Genomic DNA, 19,305 nt, shown 5'->3' on the forward strand with positions numbered 1-19,305 from the left:
AAAGCCGATCCCGGGGGATCGGCTTTCGTTGTTCTACCCTTGTCGCAGGATACACCCGCGGTCGGGCTTAGAACAGGTAGGTCACACCCACGGCGCCGCCGTCACCTTCGTCGTCTTCGCGATCGTACATGGCCACTTCGGCCCAGGTGTACATGGCGTCGGAGATGTTGTAGGTGCCACCGACGATGACCTCGTTGTAGCTGTCGTCGTTTTCCTCGTTCGGGAAGTCGCCACTGGTGGCGGCATCCTCGAAGGTGGTGCCGAAGTCGTCACCACCCACATCGACGTACTGGTAGGCGGCGTAGATGTCGCCCATGCCGTAGCCGTAGCGGGCGCCCAGGCCGTAGAAGTTGACGTCGTCGAAGTTCTCGTTGTCGGCTTCGAAACGCTCGAGCTTCAGGGCCACGCGCAGGGTGTTCCAGGTGTACTGGCCGGTGATGCCGTACTGGTCGCCGGCTTCGAATTCGTTACCCGTTTCGCTGCCGGTAGCATCGTAGATGCCCAGGTCGTCGTAGACGGCGGCGATGGAGAAGCCACCCACGGTGTACTTGGCGCCACCGAAGAAGGACGCATTGCTTTCGGTCTCAACGTTTTCAAAATCAACGCCACCCATGCCGTCATCGAAGGGCAGGACACCGCTCTCTTCCGCTTCACCCTTGTACTGGGTACCCACGGCGAACTGCAGGCCACCGAAGGACGGCGAGGTGTAGGTCACCTTGTCGCCTTCGCGGTCGTCGGTGCCGTAGAAGTCGACGATCTCGCTGTTGGAGTCGGAGGCGTCGAAGAACTCGTTGTTGGTCAGCGGGTCCTGGATCCAGTCGTCGATCAGCGGATCGTAGGAACCGAGGCGGGCATCACCGAAGTTGCCCTTCAGGCCCACATAGGCCTGGTCGCCGGAATCGCGGCCGGCAACCTTCATCTCGTCGGCCTGGAAGTCGTCGAACTCGAGCTTCAGGTAGCCGGTCAGGCCGTCGTAGATGACGTGCTCGGCGGCGAAGCCGAAGGTGGAACCGTTGTCGAAGATCTGGTCGGCGTCGTCGTTGTCGCCGGAACCGGTGTCTTGGTTGACGTAGCCGATCTGGATGTTGCCGTACAGGTCGAGCTTGGTGCCGTCCTGGTTGTAGACGGTGGCGGCCTGGGCGCCGGAGGCGGCCATGGCACCGGCGATGGCAGTCGCTAACAGTGTCTTTTTCATTGCGATAATCCTTTTGACTAGCTTGCTGTTTCGATCGTTGCTGCCTGCTCTTTGGTGAGTCAGTGCAGTTGGCATGCCGGTCTTGGTGCCGGTTCTCGTTGCTGCCCTGTCCCTCACGGGAGGTGGCAGTCAGCGAGCCTGACCACGGCAACGCCTTGTTATAGTCCAATGCTCGCACGTGGAACTCTATACCGTGATTCGCGGGAGCGCAACAAGAAAAAAACACTGTTTTCCTTCGTCACAATCCCCGCTGGCGGCGATTTCCCCTACGATGGCGGCCAGGGCGCCCTCCCGGCGGACCTGCCGCCGCTACCGGGCCGGGATGTGGCACGCTCCGGGGCTCGAGGCCCCTGACGTCACCACAGACCGAAACGCATGGTAGCGATGAGCGGACTTATCATGCCCCGCTGATATGACGCTTTCAAGTCAGAGTGCGCTGAAAGCCGCTGCCGGCCCTCAACGCTCGGCAGGCGCCCGTCTCAGCGGGCGTTGTGGCGGGCCATCAGTTCGCCCAGCTTGCGCTGCAGGCGGCGGTCGTCGGGCTCGTCGACGGCCGGGTCGCTGCCGGCGGGGGCCGACGGGGACGGCTCGGGACGCGCCGCGGACGTGGATGCGGCGCCGGGGGTCGGGGCCGCCTCGTTGGCGCGGGCGCGCGGCTTGGCGGCACGGCGCTTGCCGGCCTTGCCCCTGGGCGGGCGGTCGGCCTGGAGGCGCTCGAGCTTCTTGTGGGCGTGTTCGGCGGCGCCGGCATCGACCCGGCCAGCCGGTGCGCCGTCGAGATCGATGCGCTCGGCCCCCTCACGGACCGACTTGAGGTAGCGAGGCAGGTTGACGTAACAGGCCAGGGCACGCCTCACCAGCTTCTCCGGCCAGGGCTCCAGGGCGGCCAGGTCCTCGTGGATGCCGACCTTGAGGGGCCGCGTGTGGCCCTTGAAGAAGGCGGCCTCGTAGCGTCGATACCACTGCGCCAGCAGCGCCTGGGGAGACGGCGCCTCCGCGATGGGCAGGTCGGACTGGGGCGTCGTCGCGGGGGAGCCGGCGTCCGTGGCCGGCGCACCTGGCGCGGCAGCGGACGGTGAGGGGGCATCGGCCGTGTCGTGGGGCGCGTCGGACGGCGCGGCCGGCGAGGCCCGATGATGGCCGATGAGTGCGGAGAGCCCCCGGGCCTGGCGCCCCTGGCGCTGGAAGGCCGGTACCGGCTGGCCGCTGGCCAGGCGTTCCTGCAGGCGGTGATTGTGGTCTTCCAGCTCGCGGTTCTGTTCGTCGAGCTCGCGGTTCTCTTCCTCCAGCTCGAGTCGCGCGGCCTCCGCGTCGACCAGGCGCTGCTCGAGCGCTTCCAGCCGGCTCACCAGGGCCTGGCGCTGCGCCGCCTCCTCGCGCACCTCGGCCGCCAGCTCCGCATTGCGCGCCTCGAGACTGACGCGGCGCTGTTCCAGCTCGGCCAGTCGGGTGCGCAGCGCGTCCTGCTGCACGCGGGTCTCACGCAGTGCGCCCAGCAGGGCATCGGCGCGACCCTCGAGCGCCGCCATCAGGCGAAATGGGCGTTCCTCGATCAACTCCTGATCCTCCAAGTGCACCTTGCCGAAGGGGCGGCGGCGGCCAGGGAGGAGCCCATGGCGCCGCGCCACCAATCGTCAGTCTGTGTCACGACGAGGTGTCTGGCAAACCCCGCCGGCGATACTGCACGAAGTCATAGGCCGGCTGGCCCTCGGCGGGCGTGCCGGGGACGCGCTGGCACTCCTGCCATTCGTCCTGGTCGAGCTCGGGAAAGCGCGCGTCTCCCTCGATCTCGACCGCCACCTCGGTGAGGTAGAGACGGCTGGCATACGGCAGGGCCTGGGCATAGATCTCGCCGCCGCCCATCACCATGATCTCGTCGACACCGTCGATGGTCGCCTGCCGGTCGGCCAGCGTCAGCGCCGCGTCCAGGTCGTGGCAGACCCGCACCCCCTCGGGGCGGAAGTCGGGGTCGCGGGTCACCACGATATTGAGCCGGCCGGGGAGCGGTCGCCCGATGGATTGATAGGTCTTGCGCCCCATGACCAGGGGCTTGGCCTGGGTCATGCGCTTGAAGAACTTGAGGTCCTCCGGCAGGTACCAGGGCAGCTGGTTGTCGACGCCGATGACGCGGTTGGCGGACATGGCCGCGATCATCGCCACGGGGATGAGCGTGTCGTCGTTCATACGGCCACCTGTGCCTTGATATGGGGATGCGGGTCGTAGTCCTCGATGGCGATGTGCTCGAAGCGGAAGGCGAAGAGATCGTCGACCGTCGGGTCGAGCACCAGCTGTGGCGCCGGCCGGGGCGTGCGCGACAGCTGTTCCTCGGCCTGCTCCAGGTGGTTCAGGTAGAGATGCGCGTCGCCGAGGGTGTGCACGAAGTCGCCGGGCGCGAGCCCCGCCACCTGGGCGATCATCCGCGTCAGCAGCGCATAGCTGGCGATGTTGAAGGGCACGCCGAGGAAGATGTCGGCGCTGCGCTGGTAGAGCTGGCAGGACAGGCGCCCCTCGGCCACGTAGAACTGGAACAGGCAGTGACAGGGCGGCAGGGCCATCTCGTCCACCAGCGCCGGGTTCCAGGCCGAGACGATCAGCCGCCGCGAGCGGGGGTTGGTGCGCAGCTGCTCCAGCAGGCCCTCGATCTGGTCCACATGGCCGCCGCCGGGGGCCGGCCAGCTGCGCCACTGGTAGCCATAGACCGGGCCCAGGTCGCCGTTCTCGTCGGCCCACTCGTCCCAGATTCTCACGCCGTTGGCCCTGAGGTAGGCGATGTTGGTGTCACCGGACAGGAACCACAGCAGCTCGTGGATGATCGAGCGCAGGTGGAGCTTCTTGGTGGTGACCAGCGGGAAGCCCCGGGAGAGGTCGAAGCGCATCTGGTGGCCGAACAGCGAGCGGGTGCCGACACCGGTGCGGTCATCGCGCTCCACGCCACGGTCGAGCACGGTGCGCATGAGGTCGAGGTAGGGTTGCTCCAGGGCAGGCAGGGTCGTATCGGTCACGGGGCTTCGAGAGGCTGGGAAATGGATCGCCCATTCTACACAGGGGCCCTCACCGCCCCAAGACGGAATACGCAGGGTTATCGCAGATAGAGGTACCACTCGGGGCTGGTCCGTCGGCAGGTCTACGAGGGGGCGCTGTGAACCCTTCCCTGGGCGCTACCGACGCCATCCCTGGCGTAGGACCCCCTCTTCGACCTGCCCCCGGCGCCCCTCACCGTGTCAAACTGCGAGGTTCTTCAAGCCTCCAGGAGCGAAGCGACGCTCATCCTTCTTCAAGCCGCGAAGCGGCATCTTCCCCGTCAGGGGATGGGCTGGCGACGGGACCAGGCGATCAGCGCCAGCCCGGCGACGATCATCGGCAGCGACAGCAGCATGCCCATGGTCAGCCAGTCGAAGGCGATGAAGCCGAGCTGGGGATCCGGCCGGCGGACGAACTCCACGGCGAAGCGAAAGACGCCGTAGAGGGTCAGGAAGAGCCCCGAAACCAGGCCCCGGCGCCGCGGCCGGGACGAGACCCACCACAGCACCACGAACAGCACCACGCCCTCGAGCAGGGCCTCGTAGAGCGACGAGGGATGGCGCGGCTCCGGCCCCAGGCCGGGAAACGCCATCCCCCAGGGCAACTCGGTGACCCGCCCGGGCAGCTCATGGTTGATGAAGTTGCCGATCCGCCCGGCGCCCAGGCCGATCGGCACCAGCGGCGCGACGAAGTCGGTGAGGGTGAAGAAGGCCAGGCGCTTCTTGCGGGCGAAATACAGCGCCGCCAGCAGCACGCCGACCAGGCCGCCATGGAAGCTCATGCCCCCGTCCCAGACCCGGAAGATCCACAGCGGATCGGCCAGCCACTGCTCCATGCCGTAGAAGAGCGCATAGCCCAGGCGCCCCCCCAGCACCACGCCGAGGGCGGCATAGAAGATCATGTCGCCCACATCGTCGCCATCGAGGCCGATGCGCGGGGCGCGCCGCCGCCCCAGGAACCAGGCGGCGATGAAGCCGATGACGTACATCAGCCCGTACCAGTGCACCTGGAGCGGGCCGAGGGAGATGGCCACGGGGTCGATGGTCGGATAGGTCAGCATGAAATCCTCGAACGAAGCGGAAAGGGTGTAAGCGTAAGGGGTAAGGCGTAAGAAACAGGCCCGCAGCCCGAAGCCCGGATCATATCAGGAAGGTCAGCCCCACCCCCGCCAGCAGGGCGGCGAAGGCCAGGCGCAGCACCCGGGCCGGGAGCCAGTGGGCCAGCCGCACCCCCAGACGCGCGCAGGGCACACTGGCGAGCACGATGCCCAGGAAGGCGGGCCACATCACGTAGCCGAGCGCCCCCGGCGGCAGACGCGGCTCGCCCCAGCCCACGCCGATGAAGGTCAGGGCGCCGAACAGGGCGATGGGCAGGCCGCAGGCCGAGGACGTGCCCACCGCCTGGGTCATCGAGGCCCCGCAGCGGGTCAACCAGGGCACGCTCAGGGTGCCGCCGCCGATGCCGAACAGCGCCGAGACACCGCCGATCACCGCACCGGCCAGCCCCATGATGCCGCGCCCCGGCTGCAGGTCACCGGGCCTGGGGCCACGCCCCAGCGCCATCCGGGCGGCGACCAGCAGGACGAAGCCCCCGAACAGCAGGCCGAGCAGCCCGCCGGAGAGGCGGCCGGCGACGAAGACCCCGGCGATGGCGCCCAGCATCAGCCCCGGCAGCAGGGCCAGGAACCAGTCCCGATGGATGCTGCCTCGGCGATGGTGCCCCCAGGCGGAGGAAGCCCCGGTGACGACGATGGTCGCCAGCGAGGTCCCGACGGCCAGGTGCATGCTGACCTCGGGGATCACGCCCTGCAGGCCGAAGGCCATCACCAGGGCCGGCACGATGACCAGCCCGCCCCCGATGCCGAAGAGCCCCGCCAGGGTGCCGGCCACCCCACCCAGCAGCAGATAGCCGAGCAGCAGCGATCCCCCGCTCACGCCCGCTCCCCCGTGCCGAGGACACCGGGCAGCCAGCGCTTCACCGTCTCGAGCAGGTCCTGGGGACGATAGGGCTTGGCCAGGTAGTCGTCCATCCCCGCCGCCCGGAAGCGACGACGGTCGGCATCCCCAGCATTGGCGGTGAGGGCCACCACCACGCTGCGCGGGCGTTCCGGATGGTCGACCTCGCGGGTCCGCCAGGTCCGGCAGGTCTCCACGCCGTCCATGTCGGCCATGTAGATATCCATGAACACCAGGTCGTAGGCCTGCTTGTCCAGGCAGGTCAGGGCCTCGGCCCCGCTGGTGGCGGTGCAGACCTGCAGCCCCTGGCGCTCTAGCACCTGCTGGGCGAGCATCAGGTTCACGGGACCATCGTCGACGATCAGCACCCGTCCGCGGGCCGGCTCGTTGACGGACGCCGGGGTCCCGCCGAGGTTCTCGAGCAGCACCGCGGTATCGGCCAGGCGCTCGTGCAGCCCCTGGACCGCCGCCCGTTCGGCCTCGCTGGCATCGCGCCGGAACAGGTCGCTGGCCAGCACCTCGCCGACGGAGGCCATCAGCGGCGTCAGCACCTGCTGCAGATGGTTCAGGTAGTCGGACTTCAGCCGGGATTCCTCGCGGGCCCGCTCGCGCCCCGTGGCCAGGCGTGCCAGGCGCCCCCGCAGGGCCTCGAGGTCATCGGCGAGCCGGCGCTCGGCCCCGCGCCGGGCATCCAGCTCGCAGCGCCAGCGATCGACCTGGCCCTGGAGGCACCGGGCCAGGGCGTCCAGCCGCTCGACGAGCGTGGCCTGGGGATCCCCGAGGCGTTCGGCCGCGTCCGGCGCCTCGCCCTCCCCGGCGTCCAGGGCATCCGCCATGCGGCCCAGCGCGGCCTCGACACGCTCCTCACCGGCGCGCAGACGCTGCCTCAGCAGGGTGAGAAACACCGCCACGTTGAGGCCGCTGCCCACCAGCAACGCCAGCAGCAGCCAGAAGGTGGCGCTCCAGGAGGCCTGGGACGGCATCAGCCACCAGCCGCTCAGGCCGATGGCCAGGCACAGCGCGACCAGCGCTGCCTGCGCCATGAGGACCGGCCAGAGGATCGGCCGGACCAGCCTTGTCCAGTTAAGCTCCTTGGGGGGCTCGACTCGCATTGTCATCCCTGTGCCGGGTCGATCAAGAGTCAGGGAGTGTACGCCGCGGGAGGGGGCGCTGTCATGGCAGGCCCTTTCCTCGGGCTCGGGGGCAGGCTAGGCTGGCGGCCATGTGCCTGATCGCCTTCGACCACCGGCCCGGCGAGGCCATCCCGCTGCGCCTGGTCGCCAACCGTGACGAGTTCCATGCCCGCCCGTCGGCGGCGCTGGCTCCCTGGGACGATGCCCCCGGGATCGTGGGCGGCCGCGACCTGGAGGCCGGCGGCACCTGGCTGGCCGTGCATCGCCGCGGTCGCTTCGCCGCGGTCACCAACGTGCGCGATCCCGGGCTGGGCGTGCCGCGCGGCGCACCGAGCCGCGGTGAGCTGGTGCGCGAGGCCTTGCAGTGCCCGGACCTGCCGGCCTGGCTGGCCCGCCTCGCCGACGGCGAGGCCCGCGCCTATGCCGGCTTCAACCTGCTCGCCGGGGATGGCCGGCGTCTCTGGCACCTGCACCGCGGGCGGGACAGCGTCGTGCTGAGCCGGGTGCCCGCCGGCCTGCACGGCCTGTCCAACGCCGACCTGGACACCCCCTGGCCGAAGCTGATCCAGGCCCGCCAGGGACTGGCGGCCAGCCTGCACCACGGCCGCTTTCCCGAGGATGCCCTGCGCGGCCTCGCCGACCCTCACCCCGCCGACGACCGCCAGCTGCCCGATACCGGGGTCGGCCTGGCGCTGGAGCGTCGCCTCTCGGCCGCCTTCATCCGCGGCGAGGACTACGGCACCCGGGCCAGCAGCTGGCTGGCCTGGCATGCCGACGGGCACCTCGCGATCGGCGAGCGACGCTTCGGCCCCCTGGGGGCCCGCCTCGGCGAGAACGTCATCGAGCTCGACACCCCGCCCCCGGCCTGACCCCGCGCGCGAGTTCAGTCGTCCTGGGGCGGCATCAGGTGACGCAGTTGCCATTCTCCCATGCGGGCCTCGAGGTGGCGCCCCACCGCCGCCGGGGAGTCGAGCTTCAGGGTCTGCTCCACCAGCTCCCGGGCCGCCGCCTGGGAGACGCGACGGATCGCCGCGCGCACCTTGGGCAGGCTGGGCGCGTTCATCGACAGGGAGTCGAAGCCCATGCCCATCAGCAGCAGCGCCCCGGCCGGGTCGCCGGCCAGCTCGCCGCACACCGAGGTCGGCACCCCCAGCGCCCGCGCCTCGCCCGCAAGGCGCGCCATGGCCGAGAGCACGGCGGGATGGCAGGCATCATAGAGTTCGGACACCCGGGGATTGTTGCGGTCCACCGCCAGCAGGTACTGGGTGAGGTCGTTGCTGCCCACCGAGAAGAAGTCCACCCGCTGCGACAGGGCCTCCAGTTGGTAGAGCGTCGCCGGCACCTCGATCATCACGCCCACCCGCGGACGCGACACCTCGATGCCGTCCTCGCCCAGCTCGCGGATGGCCCGGTCGAGCAGGCGCAGGGCGTCGTCGACCTCGTCGACGTTGGTGACCATGGGCCACAGCACCTGCAGGTTGTCGAGCCCCTGGGAGGCCCGCAGCATGGCCCGCAGCTGCACCATCAGTACCTCGGGATGGTCCAGGGTCACCCGGATGCCCCGCCAGCCGAGGAAGGGGTTGGCCTCCTCGATGGGAAAGTAGGGCAGGTCCTTGTCGCCGCCGATATCCAGGGTCCGCATCACCACCGGCAGGGGCGCGAAGCCCTCCAGCTGCTCGCGATACAGCCGGGTCTGCTCCTGCTCGCCGGGGAAGCGCTCGGTGATCATGAAGGGCACTTCGGTGCGATAGAGTCCCACCCCGGCGATGCGCGACTTGAGCGAGGCCACCGCGTCCACCGCCAGGCCGGTGTTGACCATCAATGGCATGTCGTGGCCGTCGGGGGTACGGCTGGGCAGGTCCTGCTCGTGCTCGAGAACCTCGGCCAGTGCCTGCTCCTCGTCGATCAGGCTCTGGTAGTGGCTCTCGAGTTCCTCCCCGGGGCGCACGAAGAGCCGGCCGCGATGGCCATCCAGCACCACCCGGGCCCCGTTGAGCCGGGGCAACGGCAGGTCGACCATGCCCAGCACGGTAGGGATGCCCATGGCCCGGGCCACGATGGCCACATGGGAGGTACTGGAGCCACGCACCGAGACGAGCCCGGCGAGTCGTTCGCGGGGCACCTCGCCGAGCGTGGCCACGCTGATCTCGTCACCCACCAGGATGGTGCTTTCCGGGTAGACGCTGGGCCGCGACGACGCCTCCTCCTGGAGGTGGGCCAGTACGCGCCGGCCCAGATCGCGGATATCGGCTGCCCGCTCGCGCAGGTAGTTGTCGTCCACCCGCTCCAGGTACTGGACGTGGCGACGCACCACGTCGGCCAAGGCCCCGGGGGCCCACTGGCCCTCGCGGATGCGCCTGACCACCTCCTGGGACAGCGCCGCCTCGCCCAGCATCTGCTGGTAGACATCGAACAGCGCCAGCTCCTGGACCGAGATGCGGTTGGCCAGGCGCTCGCCGGCCGAGCGGATCTCGTCGCGAACCCGGCCGATCGCCTCCTTGAGGCGTGCGACCTCGTAATCCTCGTCGGTGGGGATCAGGTCCGGCACGCTGTCCAGGTCCGCCGGCGGCGCGATCACCACCGCCTCGCCGATGGCCATGCCCGGCGAGGACGCCACCCCGGTGAAGGTCGCCTGCCCGCCGGGCAGGGTCGGCCGGGTCAGGTTGCCGGTGGCCAGGGCATGGGCCAGCACACCGGCGAGCTGGGCGGCCATGGTGACCAGGAAGGCCTCGTCGGACTCGTCGTAGCGCCGCTTATCGGACTGCTGGACCACCAGCACGCCGAGCATGCGGCGCTGGTGGATGATCGGGACGCCCAGGAAGCTCGAATAGCGTTCCTCGCCGGTCGCCTCGAAGTAGCGGAAGCGCGGATGCGCCTGGGCGTTCTCGAGATTGATCGGTTCCTCGCGCTGGGCCACCAGCCCCACCAGCCCCTCCCCCACCGGCAGGGCCACGTGGCCGACCGCCTGGGTGCGCAGGCCGATGGTCTCCATCAGCATCAACTGATCGAGATCGGGATCGAAGAGGTAGAAGGAACATACGTCGGTGCGCATGGCCTTGCGAATGCGGCGCACCATGGTCGACAGGGCCGCGTCCAGATTGCGGGCCCCGTTGACCTCCAGGATGATGCGTCGTAACACCTCGAGCATCGGCGTCTTGCTGTCCATTATTGTTTGCCTCGCTGAGGGTGTCGCCGGAGGAGTCGCCCTCCGACACGTCTCGGGGCGTCAACCATGCCCCAGGGCCAGGCGCTGCGCCCGCGGCGACAGTTCGCGCAAGGCGCGGCGATAGACCTCGCGCTTGAAAGGCACCACCTGGCCGAGGGGGTACCAGTAGCTGACCCAGCGCCAGCCATCGAACTCCGGTTTGGCCGGACCGCCATCCATGCAGATCCGGGTCTCGCCACAGCGGATCCTGAGCAGGAACCATTTCTGTTTCTGACCGATACACACCGGCCGTGAGTGGGTTCGTACCATGCGTCGCGGCAGGCGGTAACGCAACCAGCCCCGGGTACAGGCAAGCACCTCGACGTCCTCGGCCGTCAGGCCGATTTCCTCGTGCAATTCGCGAAACAGTGCCTGTTGCGGTGTCTCGTTCGCCTTGATGCCTCCCTGGGGAAACTGCCACGCATTCTGCCCAACCCGACGCGCCCAAAGCAGCTGCCCCTGGTCGTTGGCGATGATGATGCCAACATTGGGGCGAAAGCCGTCAGCGTCGATCACGGACTTCACCTTATGAATCCAGTATTGGATTCATTCTTCCACAAGGCCATGAAACGTATCAATACGCCATTGGCGCCACGCTCGAAGCCATGGCGGGCTTCTGCCATAATCGCGGCTTCGCTGCCACTCCCATGACCCATCACCAAGAGGAATGCCGTGAGCCTCGCCATCTTCGACCTGGACAACACCCTGCTCTCGATCGACAGCGACCATGCCTGGGGCGAGTTCCTGCTCGAGCAGGGCGCCGTGGACCCGGTGGCCTACAAGGCGGCCAACGACCGCTTCATGGCGGACTACGAGGCCGGCACCCTCGACATGGCCGAGTTCCTGGCCGTGGCGCTCAGGCCGCTGGCCGAGAACACCCCGGAACAGCTGGCCGCCTGGCACCAGCAGTTCATGGCCAGCAAGATCGAGCCGAACATCCTGCCCCGGGGCGAGGAGCTGATCGCCCGGCATCGCTCCCGGGGGGACACCCTGCTGATCATCACCGCCACCAACCGCTTCATCACCGGCCCCATTGCCGAGCGGCTGGGGGTGGAGGAACTGATCGCCGTGGAACCGGAGATGGTCGAGGGCCGCTACACCGGCCGGGTCAGCGGCGTGCCCAGCTACCGGGAGGGCAAGGTCACGCGCCTCGAGCAGTGGCTCGACGGTCGCGAGCTGTCGCTCGCCGATGCCTGGTTCTACAGCGACTCCCACAACGACCTGCCGCTGCTCGAGCTCGTCGACCATCCGGTGGCGGTGGACCCGGACGCGACGCTGCGCGAGGCGGCCGAGGCCCGGGGCTGGCGCATCATCAGCCTGCGGGGCTGATCCCCGACTTCGTCGGGAGCTGGAAGCTGGAAGCTGGAAGCTGGAAGCCATAAGAAAACCCCGCCAGGCGTCACCTGAGCGGGGTTTCCGTTTTTTCTTCCAGGCGCATAGCGCCGCTCTTCAAGCTTCAGGCTTCAAGCTTACCCAAGCAGATGCTCGACGGCGGCCCGCTCCTCGCGCAGCTCGGTCTCGGTGGCATTCATCCGGTCACGGCTGAAGTCGTCGACCTCCAGGCCCTGGACGATCTCGTACTTGCCGTTCTGGCAGACCACCGGATAGGAATACATGATGCCCGGCTCGACACCGTAGCTGCCATCGGCGGGAATTCCCATGCTCACCACCTCGTCGGTGCCGAGCGCCCAGTCACGCATGTGGTCGATGGCGGCGGAGGCCGCGGAGGCCGCGGAGGAGGCACCGCGTGCCTTGATGATGGCGGCGCCGCGCTGCTGCACGGTGGGAATGAAGTCGTTCTCGTACCAGTCGCGCTCGACCAGCTCCAGGGCCGGCCGGCCGGCCACCTTGCAGTGGGCCAGATCCGGGTACTGGGTCGCGCTGTGGTTGCCCCAGACGATCATCGACTCGACGTCGGTGACATGCTTGCCGGTCTTCTGGGCCAGCTGGGTCTTGGCGCGGTTGTGGTCCAGGCGCATCATCGCGGTGAACTGGCCCGGATCCAGGTCCGGCGCGTTGCAGGAGGCGATCAGGGCATTGGTGTTGGCGGGGTTGCCGACCACCAGCACGCGCACGTCGCGGCTGGCGTTGTCGTTCAGCGCCTTGCCCTGCACGGAGAAGATCGCGGCATTGGCCTCGAGCAGGTCCTTGCGCTCCATGCCCGGACCGCGCGGACGGGCGCCGACCAGCAGGGCGAAGTCGGCGTCCTTGAAGGCGACATTGGGATCGTCGGAGGCGACGATGTCCTGCACCAGCGGGAAGGCACAGTCGTTGAGCTCCATGACCACGCCGTTGAGGGCGTCCATGGCCGGCGGAATCTCGAGCAGCTGCAGGATGACCGGCTGGTCCTTGCCCAGCATGTCGCCGGAGGCGATGCGGAAGGCCAGAGAGTAGCTGATCTGGCCGGCGGCACCGGTAATGGCAATACGGACGGGGTCTTTCATCGTGGCTCCTTGGGTTTTCAACGCGCGGGTTGTCGCCGTGAGGATGGGCCCGGCGGACGGCATGCCCGCCGCGGCCGGGAGTCGAACCGACAAAATGGTATGCCTGCAGTGCACAAAACTCAATTCGACCTGCGACTAGCCCAGGGCTATCGCAGTTGGGTCTGACGAGGGGCGCCGGGGACAAGCCGAAGAGGAGGTCCTGCGCCTGGGGTGAGGAGCACGGCTCCGAACGGGCTGGCCATGGATGGTCAGCACCGGACCTGCAAGCGGAGCGGGACGCGAGAGCGCCGCAGGGCGCCGGTAGCGTACAGGGAGGCATTCATAGCGCCTCCTCGAGGGTCCGGCACCCCGGGGCTTGTCGACGGATCAGCCCCGAGCAATACCGCTATTTGCAACAGCAGCGACGGCGGGTCAGGCCTCGCTGGACGCCCGATGCTGGGGCGCATGGGCGGCATGCAGCCGGGCGATCAGCTGATCCTCCAGGGAGAAGCGCTCGGTCAACCCCTTGGCCAGGCGGTCGAGCCAGGCCGGCAACCGCTTGAGGTAGTGCTGGCAGCGGACCGGGCTCGCGTAGTCCTCGTCGAAGGCCAGCACCAGTTCGGTGGACATGCCGAGGCGTTCCAGCAGTCGCTCGGCGAGGGTCAGCGCCGAGGCATCCTCGAAGGCCTCGGCCTCGGCCTTGAGCTGGGGGTAGACCTCGAAGTGCCCGGCGCTGATGTAGTCCATCAGCAGTTCGCTGAAGCCATCGATGCGCGCCTTGGTCACCGCCTCCAGGTCGGCGTCGCAGGCCTCCTTGAGCTCGATGAACTGGACCAGCAGCTCGCGGCGCTCGTCGAGCCAGCGGTCGATCAGCTGATGCACGCCACCCCAGCGTTCCTGTGCGCTCTTGCAGTCTTCCAGCATGATGCCTCCCTCGCTCGTTGAACCCCGCCTCGGGCACCCCGACGACCCGACCCGGAGCCTCAGCGTCCTCCCTGGCGGGGTCGCTGTCAATCCCGCTCCGTCAGCCCCGGCCAACGATAGCCCCGACGTCGCCGCAGGGCGCGGGCCAGGAGGCCCAGCGGCACCAGGCCGAGCACCAGGAAGCCGATCAGGGTCCAGCCCGGCAGGGACAGGCCCAGGAGGGTCGCGCCGATCTCGGCACACTCGCCGGAGCCGGTCAGGACCGTGGCGACCACCTGCTGCAGGGGCAGGATCTCCATCATGTAGTCGAGCCCGGGCCCGCAGGACGGCACCTGATCCGCCGGCAGCGACTGCAGCCACAGGTGGCGCCCGGCCAGGCCGATGCCGGTGCCCACCGCGAGCAGCGAGGCCAGCCCGTAGAGCGCCGCGCCGATACGGCCGCCGGGGTCGTGCAGGGCCGCCACGGCGAATACCAGGCCGGCGGCGATCACCGCCATGCGCTGGAAGATGCACAGCGGGCAGGGCTCGAGGCCTGCCAGGTGCTCGAGGCCCAGGGCCACGGCCATCATCAGCACGCTGAAGCCCAGGCCCAGCAGGCTCCAGCGCCGGACGCTCCAGTCACGCACTTCCTCGATCATGGCTGCCCTCCCACGCGCAGCGGCGACAGGGCCCGGGATTCCCGGGCCTGCTCGAAGTAATGGGCCAGGAAGTCACCGAAGCCGTCGATGTCGGCGTCCTCGATGTCGCCCTGCTGCTGGTGGGAGGTCTCTACCAGCTGGTCGAACAGCGCCTCCCGGGCCCGGTCGATGGGCTCCTCGCGCAACCGGGCGGCCTGGGTCCGGGCCAGGTCCAGCACCACCTCGACGAACTCCTCGCCGCTCGCCTCCAGCCGGGCCAGCAGGCGGCCGGAGGGCGTCAGCGCGGGATCCTCGAGGCGCGGCGCCAGCGCAGCGATGGCCTCGGCGTGGGGCGTGCCCTCCTCCATGCGGTCGAGCAGCCCGGCGACGCCCTCGAGCTCGGCGAAGATCTCGCCGCCCCAGTCGGCGATGCCGCGCTTGCGGCCGTGATGGTCCAGGCGCAGTTCGGGGTCACGGCCCCGGGACACCACCAGGCGCCGGTTGTCGTCCAGGTGCTCACACTCCTCGTCGGAGATCCAGGGACTCTCCGCCAGCAGGCACCACATCAGGAAGGTATCGAGGAAGCGGCTCTGGGTGGCGTCGATGCCCAAGGCATCGAAGGGGTCGAGGTCGAGGCAGCGCACCTCGATATACTCCACGCCCCGCGCCTCCAGGGCCTGGCTCGGCGTCTCGTCGTGACGCGCCACCCGCTTGGGACGGATGTCGCTGTAGTACTCGTTCTCGATCTGCAGGATGTTGGCGTTGAGCTGGTGCCAGGTGTCGCCGTCCCGCACGCCCCTGGCCTGGTAGTCCGGCCAGGGGGTCGAGATGGCATGGCGCAGGGTGTTGACGTAGTTGGACAGCGAGTTGAAGCAGATCTTGAGCTGCGACTGCACCTTGTTCTGGTAGCCCAGGTCGGACATGCGCAGGCTGGTGGCATGGGGCGCGACCAGGGTGTCCCGGCCATGGGGGCGCAGCCCCTCCGGCACCCGGCCCTCGGGCAGGAAGCTGCGATCCACCGCCGGCGAGGCGCCGAACAGGTAGAGCAGCAGCCAGCTGTGACGGCGGAAGTTGCGAATCAGCCCGAAGTAGCGCGAGGAGCGATAGTCCTGCATGGCGGTCTCGCCCTCGCCGTCGAGCTCGCGCAACCGGGCGAAGAAGTCGTCGGGCAGCGAGACATTATAGTGCACCCCGGCGATGGCCTGCATGATGCGGCCATAGCGCACGTCCAGGCCCCGCCGGTAGACGTGCTTCATCCGCCCCACGTTGGAGGCGCCGTAGTCGGCGATCGGCACGCTGTCGTTGCCGTCGAGCCGGGCCGGCATGCTGGCCGGCCAGATCAGTTCCTCGCCCAGGTGGCGATAGCTGAAGCGATGCAGGTCGGCGAGGAAGTCCAGGGCATCCTCCGGGCGGCAGTAGACCGGCGTGATGTACTCGAGCAGCGCCTCGGAGTAGTCCGTGGTGATGTGCGGATGCGTCAGCTTGGAGCCCAGCTCGGCGGGATGCGGGGTCTGGGCGATACGCCCCGCGGCATCGACGCGCAGCCCTTCCTTCTCGATGCCGCGGCGCAGGCGGCCGAGGCGGCCCTGACCGGCCAGGCGGCCGAGTCGTGCGATGAGGGGGGAAAGCGTTTCGGACAAGGTGAACACCCCATGTCGTGGAAGCCGGCCGGAAGAGGGACCGGCTTCCCGGTTGGCGGTTCGGGCACCACGGCACCCGCAAAACCTCAGATTATGGTGCCCGAAGCCGGCGATTCAAGGTAAGTCGGCTAAGGGTTTCGAGCTGCGAGCGTCGAGCCTCTGGCTTGGCGCCCGCAGCTAGCGGTCGCGCTTGGCCTTGAGCAGTGCCGCCCCGAGGGCGCCGAGCTGGCCGTCGCCCTGGCCGCCCTGCCCCTTCTTCGGCGAGCCGCCGTCGCGGCCGGCGCCCTTGCGCGTCGCCTTGCCCTGGCGCGGCCGCTCGCCGGCCTGTTCGCCCGGCTGGTCGTGGAGACGCATGGACAGGCCGATGCGGGCACGCGCGAGGTCGACGCTCATCACCTTGACCTTGACGATATCGCCGGCCTTGACCACCGAGCGCGGGTCCTCGACGAACTTGTCGGACAGCGCCGAGATGTGCACCAGGCCGTCCTGATGGACGCCGATGTCGACGAAGGCACCGAAGTGGGTGACGTTGGTCACGCTGCCCTCGAGCACCATGCCCGGCTCCAGGTCCTTGAGTGTCTCAACGCCCTCGCGGAACTCGGCGGCGCGGAACTCGGGACGCGGGTCCCGGCCGGGCTTGTCGAGCTCCTTGAGGATGTCGCTGACGGTGGGCACGCCGAAGCGCTCGTCGGCGAACTCCGCCGGCTTGAGCGCCTTGAGGGTGGCGCTGTCGCCGATCAGGCCGGCCAACGGACGACCGCTGCGCTCGGCGATGCGCTCCACCAGCGGGTAGGCCTCGGGGTGCACGGCGCTGGCATCCAGCGGGTTGTCGCCGCCCATGATGCGCAGGAAGCCGGCACACTGCTCGTAGGTCTTGGGCCCGAGGCGGCTGACGTCGAGCAGCTGGCGGCGGCTGACGAAGGCGCCCTCGGCATCGCGGCGGGCGACGATGTTCTCGGCGAGCCCGGCGTTGAGGCCGGCCACCCGGGACAGCAACGCCGAGGAGGCGGTGTTGAGATCCACCCCCACGGCATTGACGCAGTCCTCGATCACCGCCTCCAGGCTGCGCGACAGCTGCACCTGGGAGACATCGTGCTGGTACTGGCCGACGCCGATGGACTTGGGCTCGATCTTGACCAGCTCGGCCAGCGGGTCCTGCAGGCGCCGCGCGATGGACACCGCCCCACGGATGGTCACGTCCAGGTCCGGCAGCTCCCGGGAGGCGTATTCCGAGGCCGAGTAGACCGAGGCGCCGGCCTCGCTGACCATCACCTTGGACAGCCGTCGGCTGTCGGCCATGGCCTTGACCAGGTCGCCGGCCAGCTTGTCGGTCTCGCGGCTGGCGGTACCGTTACCGACGGCGATCAGCGTCACCGCGTGCTTGTCCACCAGGCGGGCGAGTTCGGCCAGCGATTCCCGCCACTGGTTGCGGGGCGCATGGGGATAGATGGTGGACTGGGCCAGGAACTGGCCGGTGGCATCCACCACCGCCACCTTGCAGCCGGTGCGCAGGCCCGGGTCGATGGCCAGGGTGGCCTGGGGCCCCGCCGGCGCGGCCAGCAGCAGGTCCTTGAGGTTGGCGGCGAAGACCTCGATGGCCTCGAGCTCGGCGCGCTCGCGCAGCCGGCCCATCAGCTCGGTCTCGAGGTGGGTGTAGAGCTTGACCCGCCAGGTCCAGCGCACCACCTCGGCCAGCCACCTGTCGGCGGGCCGGCCCCGGTCCTCGATGGCGAAGTGCCTGGCGATCGCCAGCTGGGCGGGGTGCACCTTGAACTCGTCCTCGCCGGGCAGGCGGATGGTCAGCGCCAGCACGCCCTCGTTGCGGCCACGGAACATGGCCAGCGCGCGGTGGGAGGGCGTCCTGGCGAGCTTCTCGTCGTGCTCGAAGTAGTCGGAGAACTTGGCCCCCTCCTGCTCCTTGCCGCCGATGACCCGGGCACTGAGCTCGCCCTCGCTCCACAACCGCTCGCGCAGTCGGCCGACCAGCTCGGCCTCCTCGGCGAAGCGCTCCATGAGGATCTGCTTGGCGCCGTCCAGGGCCGCCTTGGCGTCCTCGATGGCCGGGATATCGCCTTCCGCCGCTCGCAGGTATGCCTCCGCCTCCCGTTCGGGGTCCCGGGAGGGATCGGCCAGCAGTGCCTCGGCCAGCGGCTCGAGGCCGGCCTCCCGGGCGATCTGCGCCTTGGTGCGGCGCTTCTTCTTGAAGGGCAGGTAGAGGTCTTCCAGGCGCTGCTTGGTCTCGGCGGCCCGGATGCTCCTGGCCAGCTCGGGCGTCAGCTTGCCCTGCTCGTCGATGCTGGCCAGCACCGCCTCGCGGCGCTCCTCCAGCTCGCGGAGGTAGCCCAGGCGCTCATGGAGGGAGCGCAGTTGGGTGTCGTCCAGCCCGCCGGTGACTTCCTTGCGGTAGCGGGCGATGAAGGGAACGGTGGCGCCGCCGTCGAGCAGCTCCACGGTAGCCGCCACCTGTGGGGCGCGAACGCCGAGTTCCTCGGCGAGACGATCGATGATCTTGGCTTGTGCGTCCATGAAATCCTTGACGTTCAGGGGGCAGAAGTCGCGTCAAGGTACCACAACGCCGGCTGCGCCGGGAGGCGAAAGATGCGGCTTCGGCCTGAGCCGGCGAAGCCGGTTCAGGCGGGGACGAAGGTGAGCGCCAGGCCGTTGTTGCACCAGCGCAGGCCGCTGGGTGGCGGCCCGTCCTCGAAGACATGCCCCTGGTGGCCGCCGCAGCGGGCGCAGTGATACTCGGTGCGCGGGATCAGCATGACCAGGTCCAGCTCGGTGAGCAGGTGCCCCTCGACATGCTCGAAGAAGCTCGGCCAGCCGGTGCCGGAGTCGTACTTCATGGTGCTGGTGAACAGCACGAGGTCGCAACCGGCGCAGCGGTACTCCCCGTCCCGCGTCTCCTTGTCCAGGGGACTGGAGAACGCCGGTTCGGTGCCATTCTCGCGCAGGATCTCGAAACGTGCCTCGCCGAGCCGCTCGCGCCATTCGGCTTCGGTCAACTCGAGGGGCTCGAGCCCGGGGGCCGGGGCCAGATCCAGCTTGGGGCGGGCGCTGGCCAGGCCGGGCACCAGGCCGGACAGCCCCCCGACCCCCAGCAGTCCCAGGAACTTGCGTCGTTTCATGGTCTCTCTCCCGTCGACGGGGTGCCCCTGTGTCGTGCTCACCTTGCGATCCTTACACCGCAAA

The 19,305-nt window shown here is 69.1% G+C and carries 17 protein-coding genes; 2 read left to right on the top strand and 15 right to left on the bottom strand.

Going from position 1 to position 19,305, the window contains the following annotated elements; translation table 11 throughout:
- Positions 1 to 67 precede the first annotated feature (67 nt).
- The 7 genes from OCT48_RS14280 to OCT48_RS14310 form a co-directional block, all read right to left on the bottom strand.
- Positions 68 to 1,195, bottom strand: coding sequence for a porin (locus OCT48_RS14280; protein WP_263589797.1), 1,128 nt, complete (start codon positions 1,193 to 1,195; stop codon positions 68 to 70).
- Positions 1,196 to 1,674: 479 nt separating this feature from the next.
- Positions 1,675 to 2,751, bottom strand: coding sequence for a ProQ/FINO family protein (locus OCT48_RS14285; RefSeq protein WP_263589798.1), 1,077 nt, complete (start codon positions 2,749 to 2,751; stop codon positions 1,675 to 1,677).
- 88 nt (positions 2,752 to 2,839) lie between these two features.
- Positions 2,840 to 3,379, bottom strand: coding sequence for a dihydrofolate reductase (locus OCT48_RS14290; RefSeq protein ID WP_263589799.1), 540 nt, complete (start codon positions 3,377 to 3,379; stop codon positions 2,840 to 2,842).
- Complete coding sequence (locus OCT48_RS14295; protein WP_263592628.1) at positions 3,376 to 4,149, bottom strand: thymidylate synthase; 774 nt, start codon at positions 4,147 to 4,149, stop codon at positions 3,376 to 3,378. Before OCT48_RS14295 ends, OCT48_RS14290 begins: the two co-directional genes overlap by 4 nt.
- Before the next feature lie 347 nt (positions 4,150 to 4,496).
- Positions 4,497 to 5,276 carry a prolipoprotein diacylglyceryl transferase gene (gene lgt / locus OCT48_RS14300; RefSeq protein WP_263589800.1) on the bottom strand — a complete coding sequence of 260 codons (780 nt, stop codon included), beginning with the start codon at positions 5,274 to 5,276 and terminating at the stop codon, positions 4,497 to 4,499.
- Between the two features lie 79 nt (positions 5,277 to 5,355).
- Positions 5,356 to 6,150, bottom strand: coding sequence for a sulfite exporter TauE/SafE family protein (locus OCT48_RS14305; protein ID WP_263589801.1), 795 nt, complete (start codon positions 6,148 to 6,150; stop codon positions 5,356 to 5,358).
- The gene (locus OCT48_RS14310) at positions 6,147 to 7,214 is read right to left on the bottom strand and encodes a response regulator (RefSeq protein ID WP_263589802.1); all 1,068 of its coding nucleotides are present in this window, start codon (positions 7,212 to 7,214) and stop codon (positions 6,147 to 6,149) included. Before OCT48_RS14310 ends, OCT48_RS14305 begins: the two co-directional genes overlap by 4 nt.
- A gap of 179 nt (positions 7,215 to 7,393) precedes the next feature.
- On the opposite strand from OCT48_RS14310, the gene OCT48_RS14315 reads away from it, so the two are divergent.
- Positions 7,394 to 8,173, top strand: coding sequence for an NRDE family protein (locus tag OCT48_RS14315; protein ID WP_263589803.1), 780 nt, complete (start codon positions 7,394 to 7,396; stop codon positions 8,171 to 8,173).
- A gap of 14 nt (positions 8,174 to 8,187) precedes the next feature.
- Here the strand turns inward: OCT48_RS14315 and ptsP are convergent, their stop codons facing one another.
- Both ptsP and OCT48_RS14325 read right to left on the bottom strand, forming a co-directional pair.
- A complete protein-coding gene (gene ptsP / locus OCT48_RS14320; protein WP_263592629.1) occupies positions 8,188 to 10,452 on the bottom strand; it encodes a phosphoenolpyruvate--protein phosphotransferase in 2,265 nt (754 codons plus the stop codon).
- Positions 10,453 to 10,530: 78 nt separating this feature from the next.
- On the bottom strand, positions 10,531 to 11,025 hold the full coding sequence (locus OCT48_RS14325; RefSeq protein WP_126480377.1) for an RNA pyrophosphohydrolase: 495 nt from the start codon (positions 11,023 to 11,025) through the stop codon (positions 10,531 to 10,533).
- A 156-nt stretch (positions 11,026 to 11,181) separates the two neighbouring features.
- On the opposite strand from OCT48_RS14325, the gene OCT48_RS14330 reads away from it, so the two are divergent.
- Positions 11,182 to 11,838 carry an HAD family hydrolase gene (locus OCT48_RS14330; protein WP_263589804.1) on the top strand — a complete coding sequence of 219 codons (657 nt, stop codon included), beginning with the start codon at positions 11,182 to 11,184 and terminating at the stop codon, positions 11,836 to 11,838.
- Between the two features lie 140 nt (positions 11,839 to 11,978).
- On the opposite strand, the gene OCT48_RS14335 is transcribed toward OCT48_RS14330, so the two are convergent.
- The 6 genes from OCT48_RS14335 to msrB form a co-directional block, all read right to left on the bottom strand.
- A complete protein-coding gene (locus OCT48_RS14335; protein WP_263589805.1) occupies positions 11,979 to 12,953 on the bottom strand; it encodes a malate dehydrogenase in 975 nt (324 codons plus the stop codon).
- A 411-nt stretch (positions 12,954 to 13,364) separates the two neighbouring features.
- A complete protein-coding gene (gene rsd, locus OCT48_RS14340; RefSeq protein ID WP_263589806.1) occupies positions 13,365 to 13,856 on the bottom strand; it encodes a sigma D regulator in 492 nt (163 codons plus the stop codon).
- An 86-nt stretch (positions 13,857 to 13,942) separates the two neighbouring features.
- Positions 13,943 to 14,494 (bottom strand): disulfide bond formation protein B, encoded by a 552-nt coding sequence (locus OCT48_RS14345; RefSeq protein ID WP_263589807.1) that lies wholly within the window; start codon positions 14,492 to 14,494, stop codon positions 13,943 to 13,945.
- Complete coding sequence (gene gshA, locus OCT48_RS14350; protein WP_412031013.1) at positions 14,491 to 16,122, bottom strand: glutamate--cysteine ligase; 1,632 nt, start codon at positions 16,120 to 16,122, stop codon at positions 14,491 to 14,493. Before gshA ends, OCT48_RS14345 begins: the two co-directional genes overlap by 4 nt.
- A 168-nt stretch (positions 16,123 to 16,290) precedes the next feature.
- A complete protein-coding gene (locus tag OCT48_RS14355; RefSeq protein ID WP_263589809.1) occupies positions 16,291 to 18,639 on the bottom strand; it encodes a Tex family protein in 2,349 nt (782 codons plus the stop codon).
- A gap of 104 nt (positions 18,640 to 18,743) precedes the next feature.
- Complete coding sequence (msrB, locus tag OCT48_RS14360; protein WP_263589810.1) at positions 18,744 to 19,241, bottom strand: peptide-methionine (R)-S-oxide reductase MsrB; 498 nt, start codon at positions 19,239 to 19,241, stop codon at positions 18,744 to 18,746.
- Between the last annotated feature and the right edge of the window lie 64 nt (positions 19,242 to 19,305).

The sequence above is a fragment of the Halomonas sp. M4R1S46 genome, assembly GCF_025725685.1.
Taxonomy (GTDB): domain Bacteria; phylum Pseudomonadota; class Gammaproteobacteria; order Pseudomonadales; family Halomonadaceae; genus Halomonas.

Bases quoted from the DNA above. Each gene is read 5' to 3' on its own strand.
- OCT48_RS14315 (WP_263589803.1), top strand. From the start codon at position 7,394: ATGTGCCTGATCGCCTTCGACCACCGGCCCGGCGAGGCCATCCCGCTG.
- OCT48_RS14355 (WP_263589809.1), bottom strand. From the start codon at position 18,639: ATGGACGCACAAGCCAAGATCATCGATCGTCTCGCCGAGGAACTCGGC.
- rsd (WP_263589806.1), bottom strand. From the start codon at position 13,856: ATGCTGGAAGACTGCAAGAGCGCACAGGAACGCTGGGGTGGCGTGCAT.
- OCT48_RS14345 (WP_263589807.1), bottom strand. From the start codon at position 14,494: ATGATCGAGGAAGTGCGTGACTGGAGCGTCCGGCGCTGGAGCCTGCTG.
- ptsP (WP_263592629.1), bottom strand. From the start codon at position 10,452: ATGCTCGAGGTGTTACGACGCATCATCCTGGAGGTCAACGGGGCCCGC.
- msrB (WP_263589810.1), bottom strand. From the start codon at position 19,241: ATGAAACGACGCAAGTTCCTGGGACTGCTGGGGGTCGGGGGGCTGTCC.
- OCT48_RS14280 (WP_263589797.1), bottom strand. From the start codon at position 1,195: ATGAAAAAGACACTGTTAGCGACTGCCATCGCCGGTGCCATGGCCGCC.
- OCT48_RS14335 (WP_263589805.1), bottom strand. From the start codon at position 12,953: ATGAAAGACCCCGTCCGTATTGCCATTACCGGTGCCGCCGGCCAGATC.
- OCT48_RS14290 (WP_263589799.1), bottom strand. From the start codon at position 3,379: ATGAACGACGACACGCTCATCCCCGTGGCGATGATCGCGGCCATGTCC.
- OCT48_RS14310 (WP_263589802.1), bottom strand. From the start codon at position 7,214: ATGGCGCAGGCAGCGCTGGTCGCGCTGTGCCTGGCCATCGGCCTGAGC.
- lgt (WP_263589800.1), bottom strand. From the start codon at position 5,276: ATGCTGACCTATCCGACCATCGACCCCGTGGCCATCTCCCTCGGCCCG.
- OCT48_RS14295 (WP_263592628.1), bottom strand. From the start codon at position 4,149: ATGCGCACCGTGCTCGACCGTGGCGTGGAGCGCGATGACCGCACCGGT.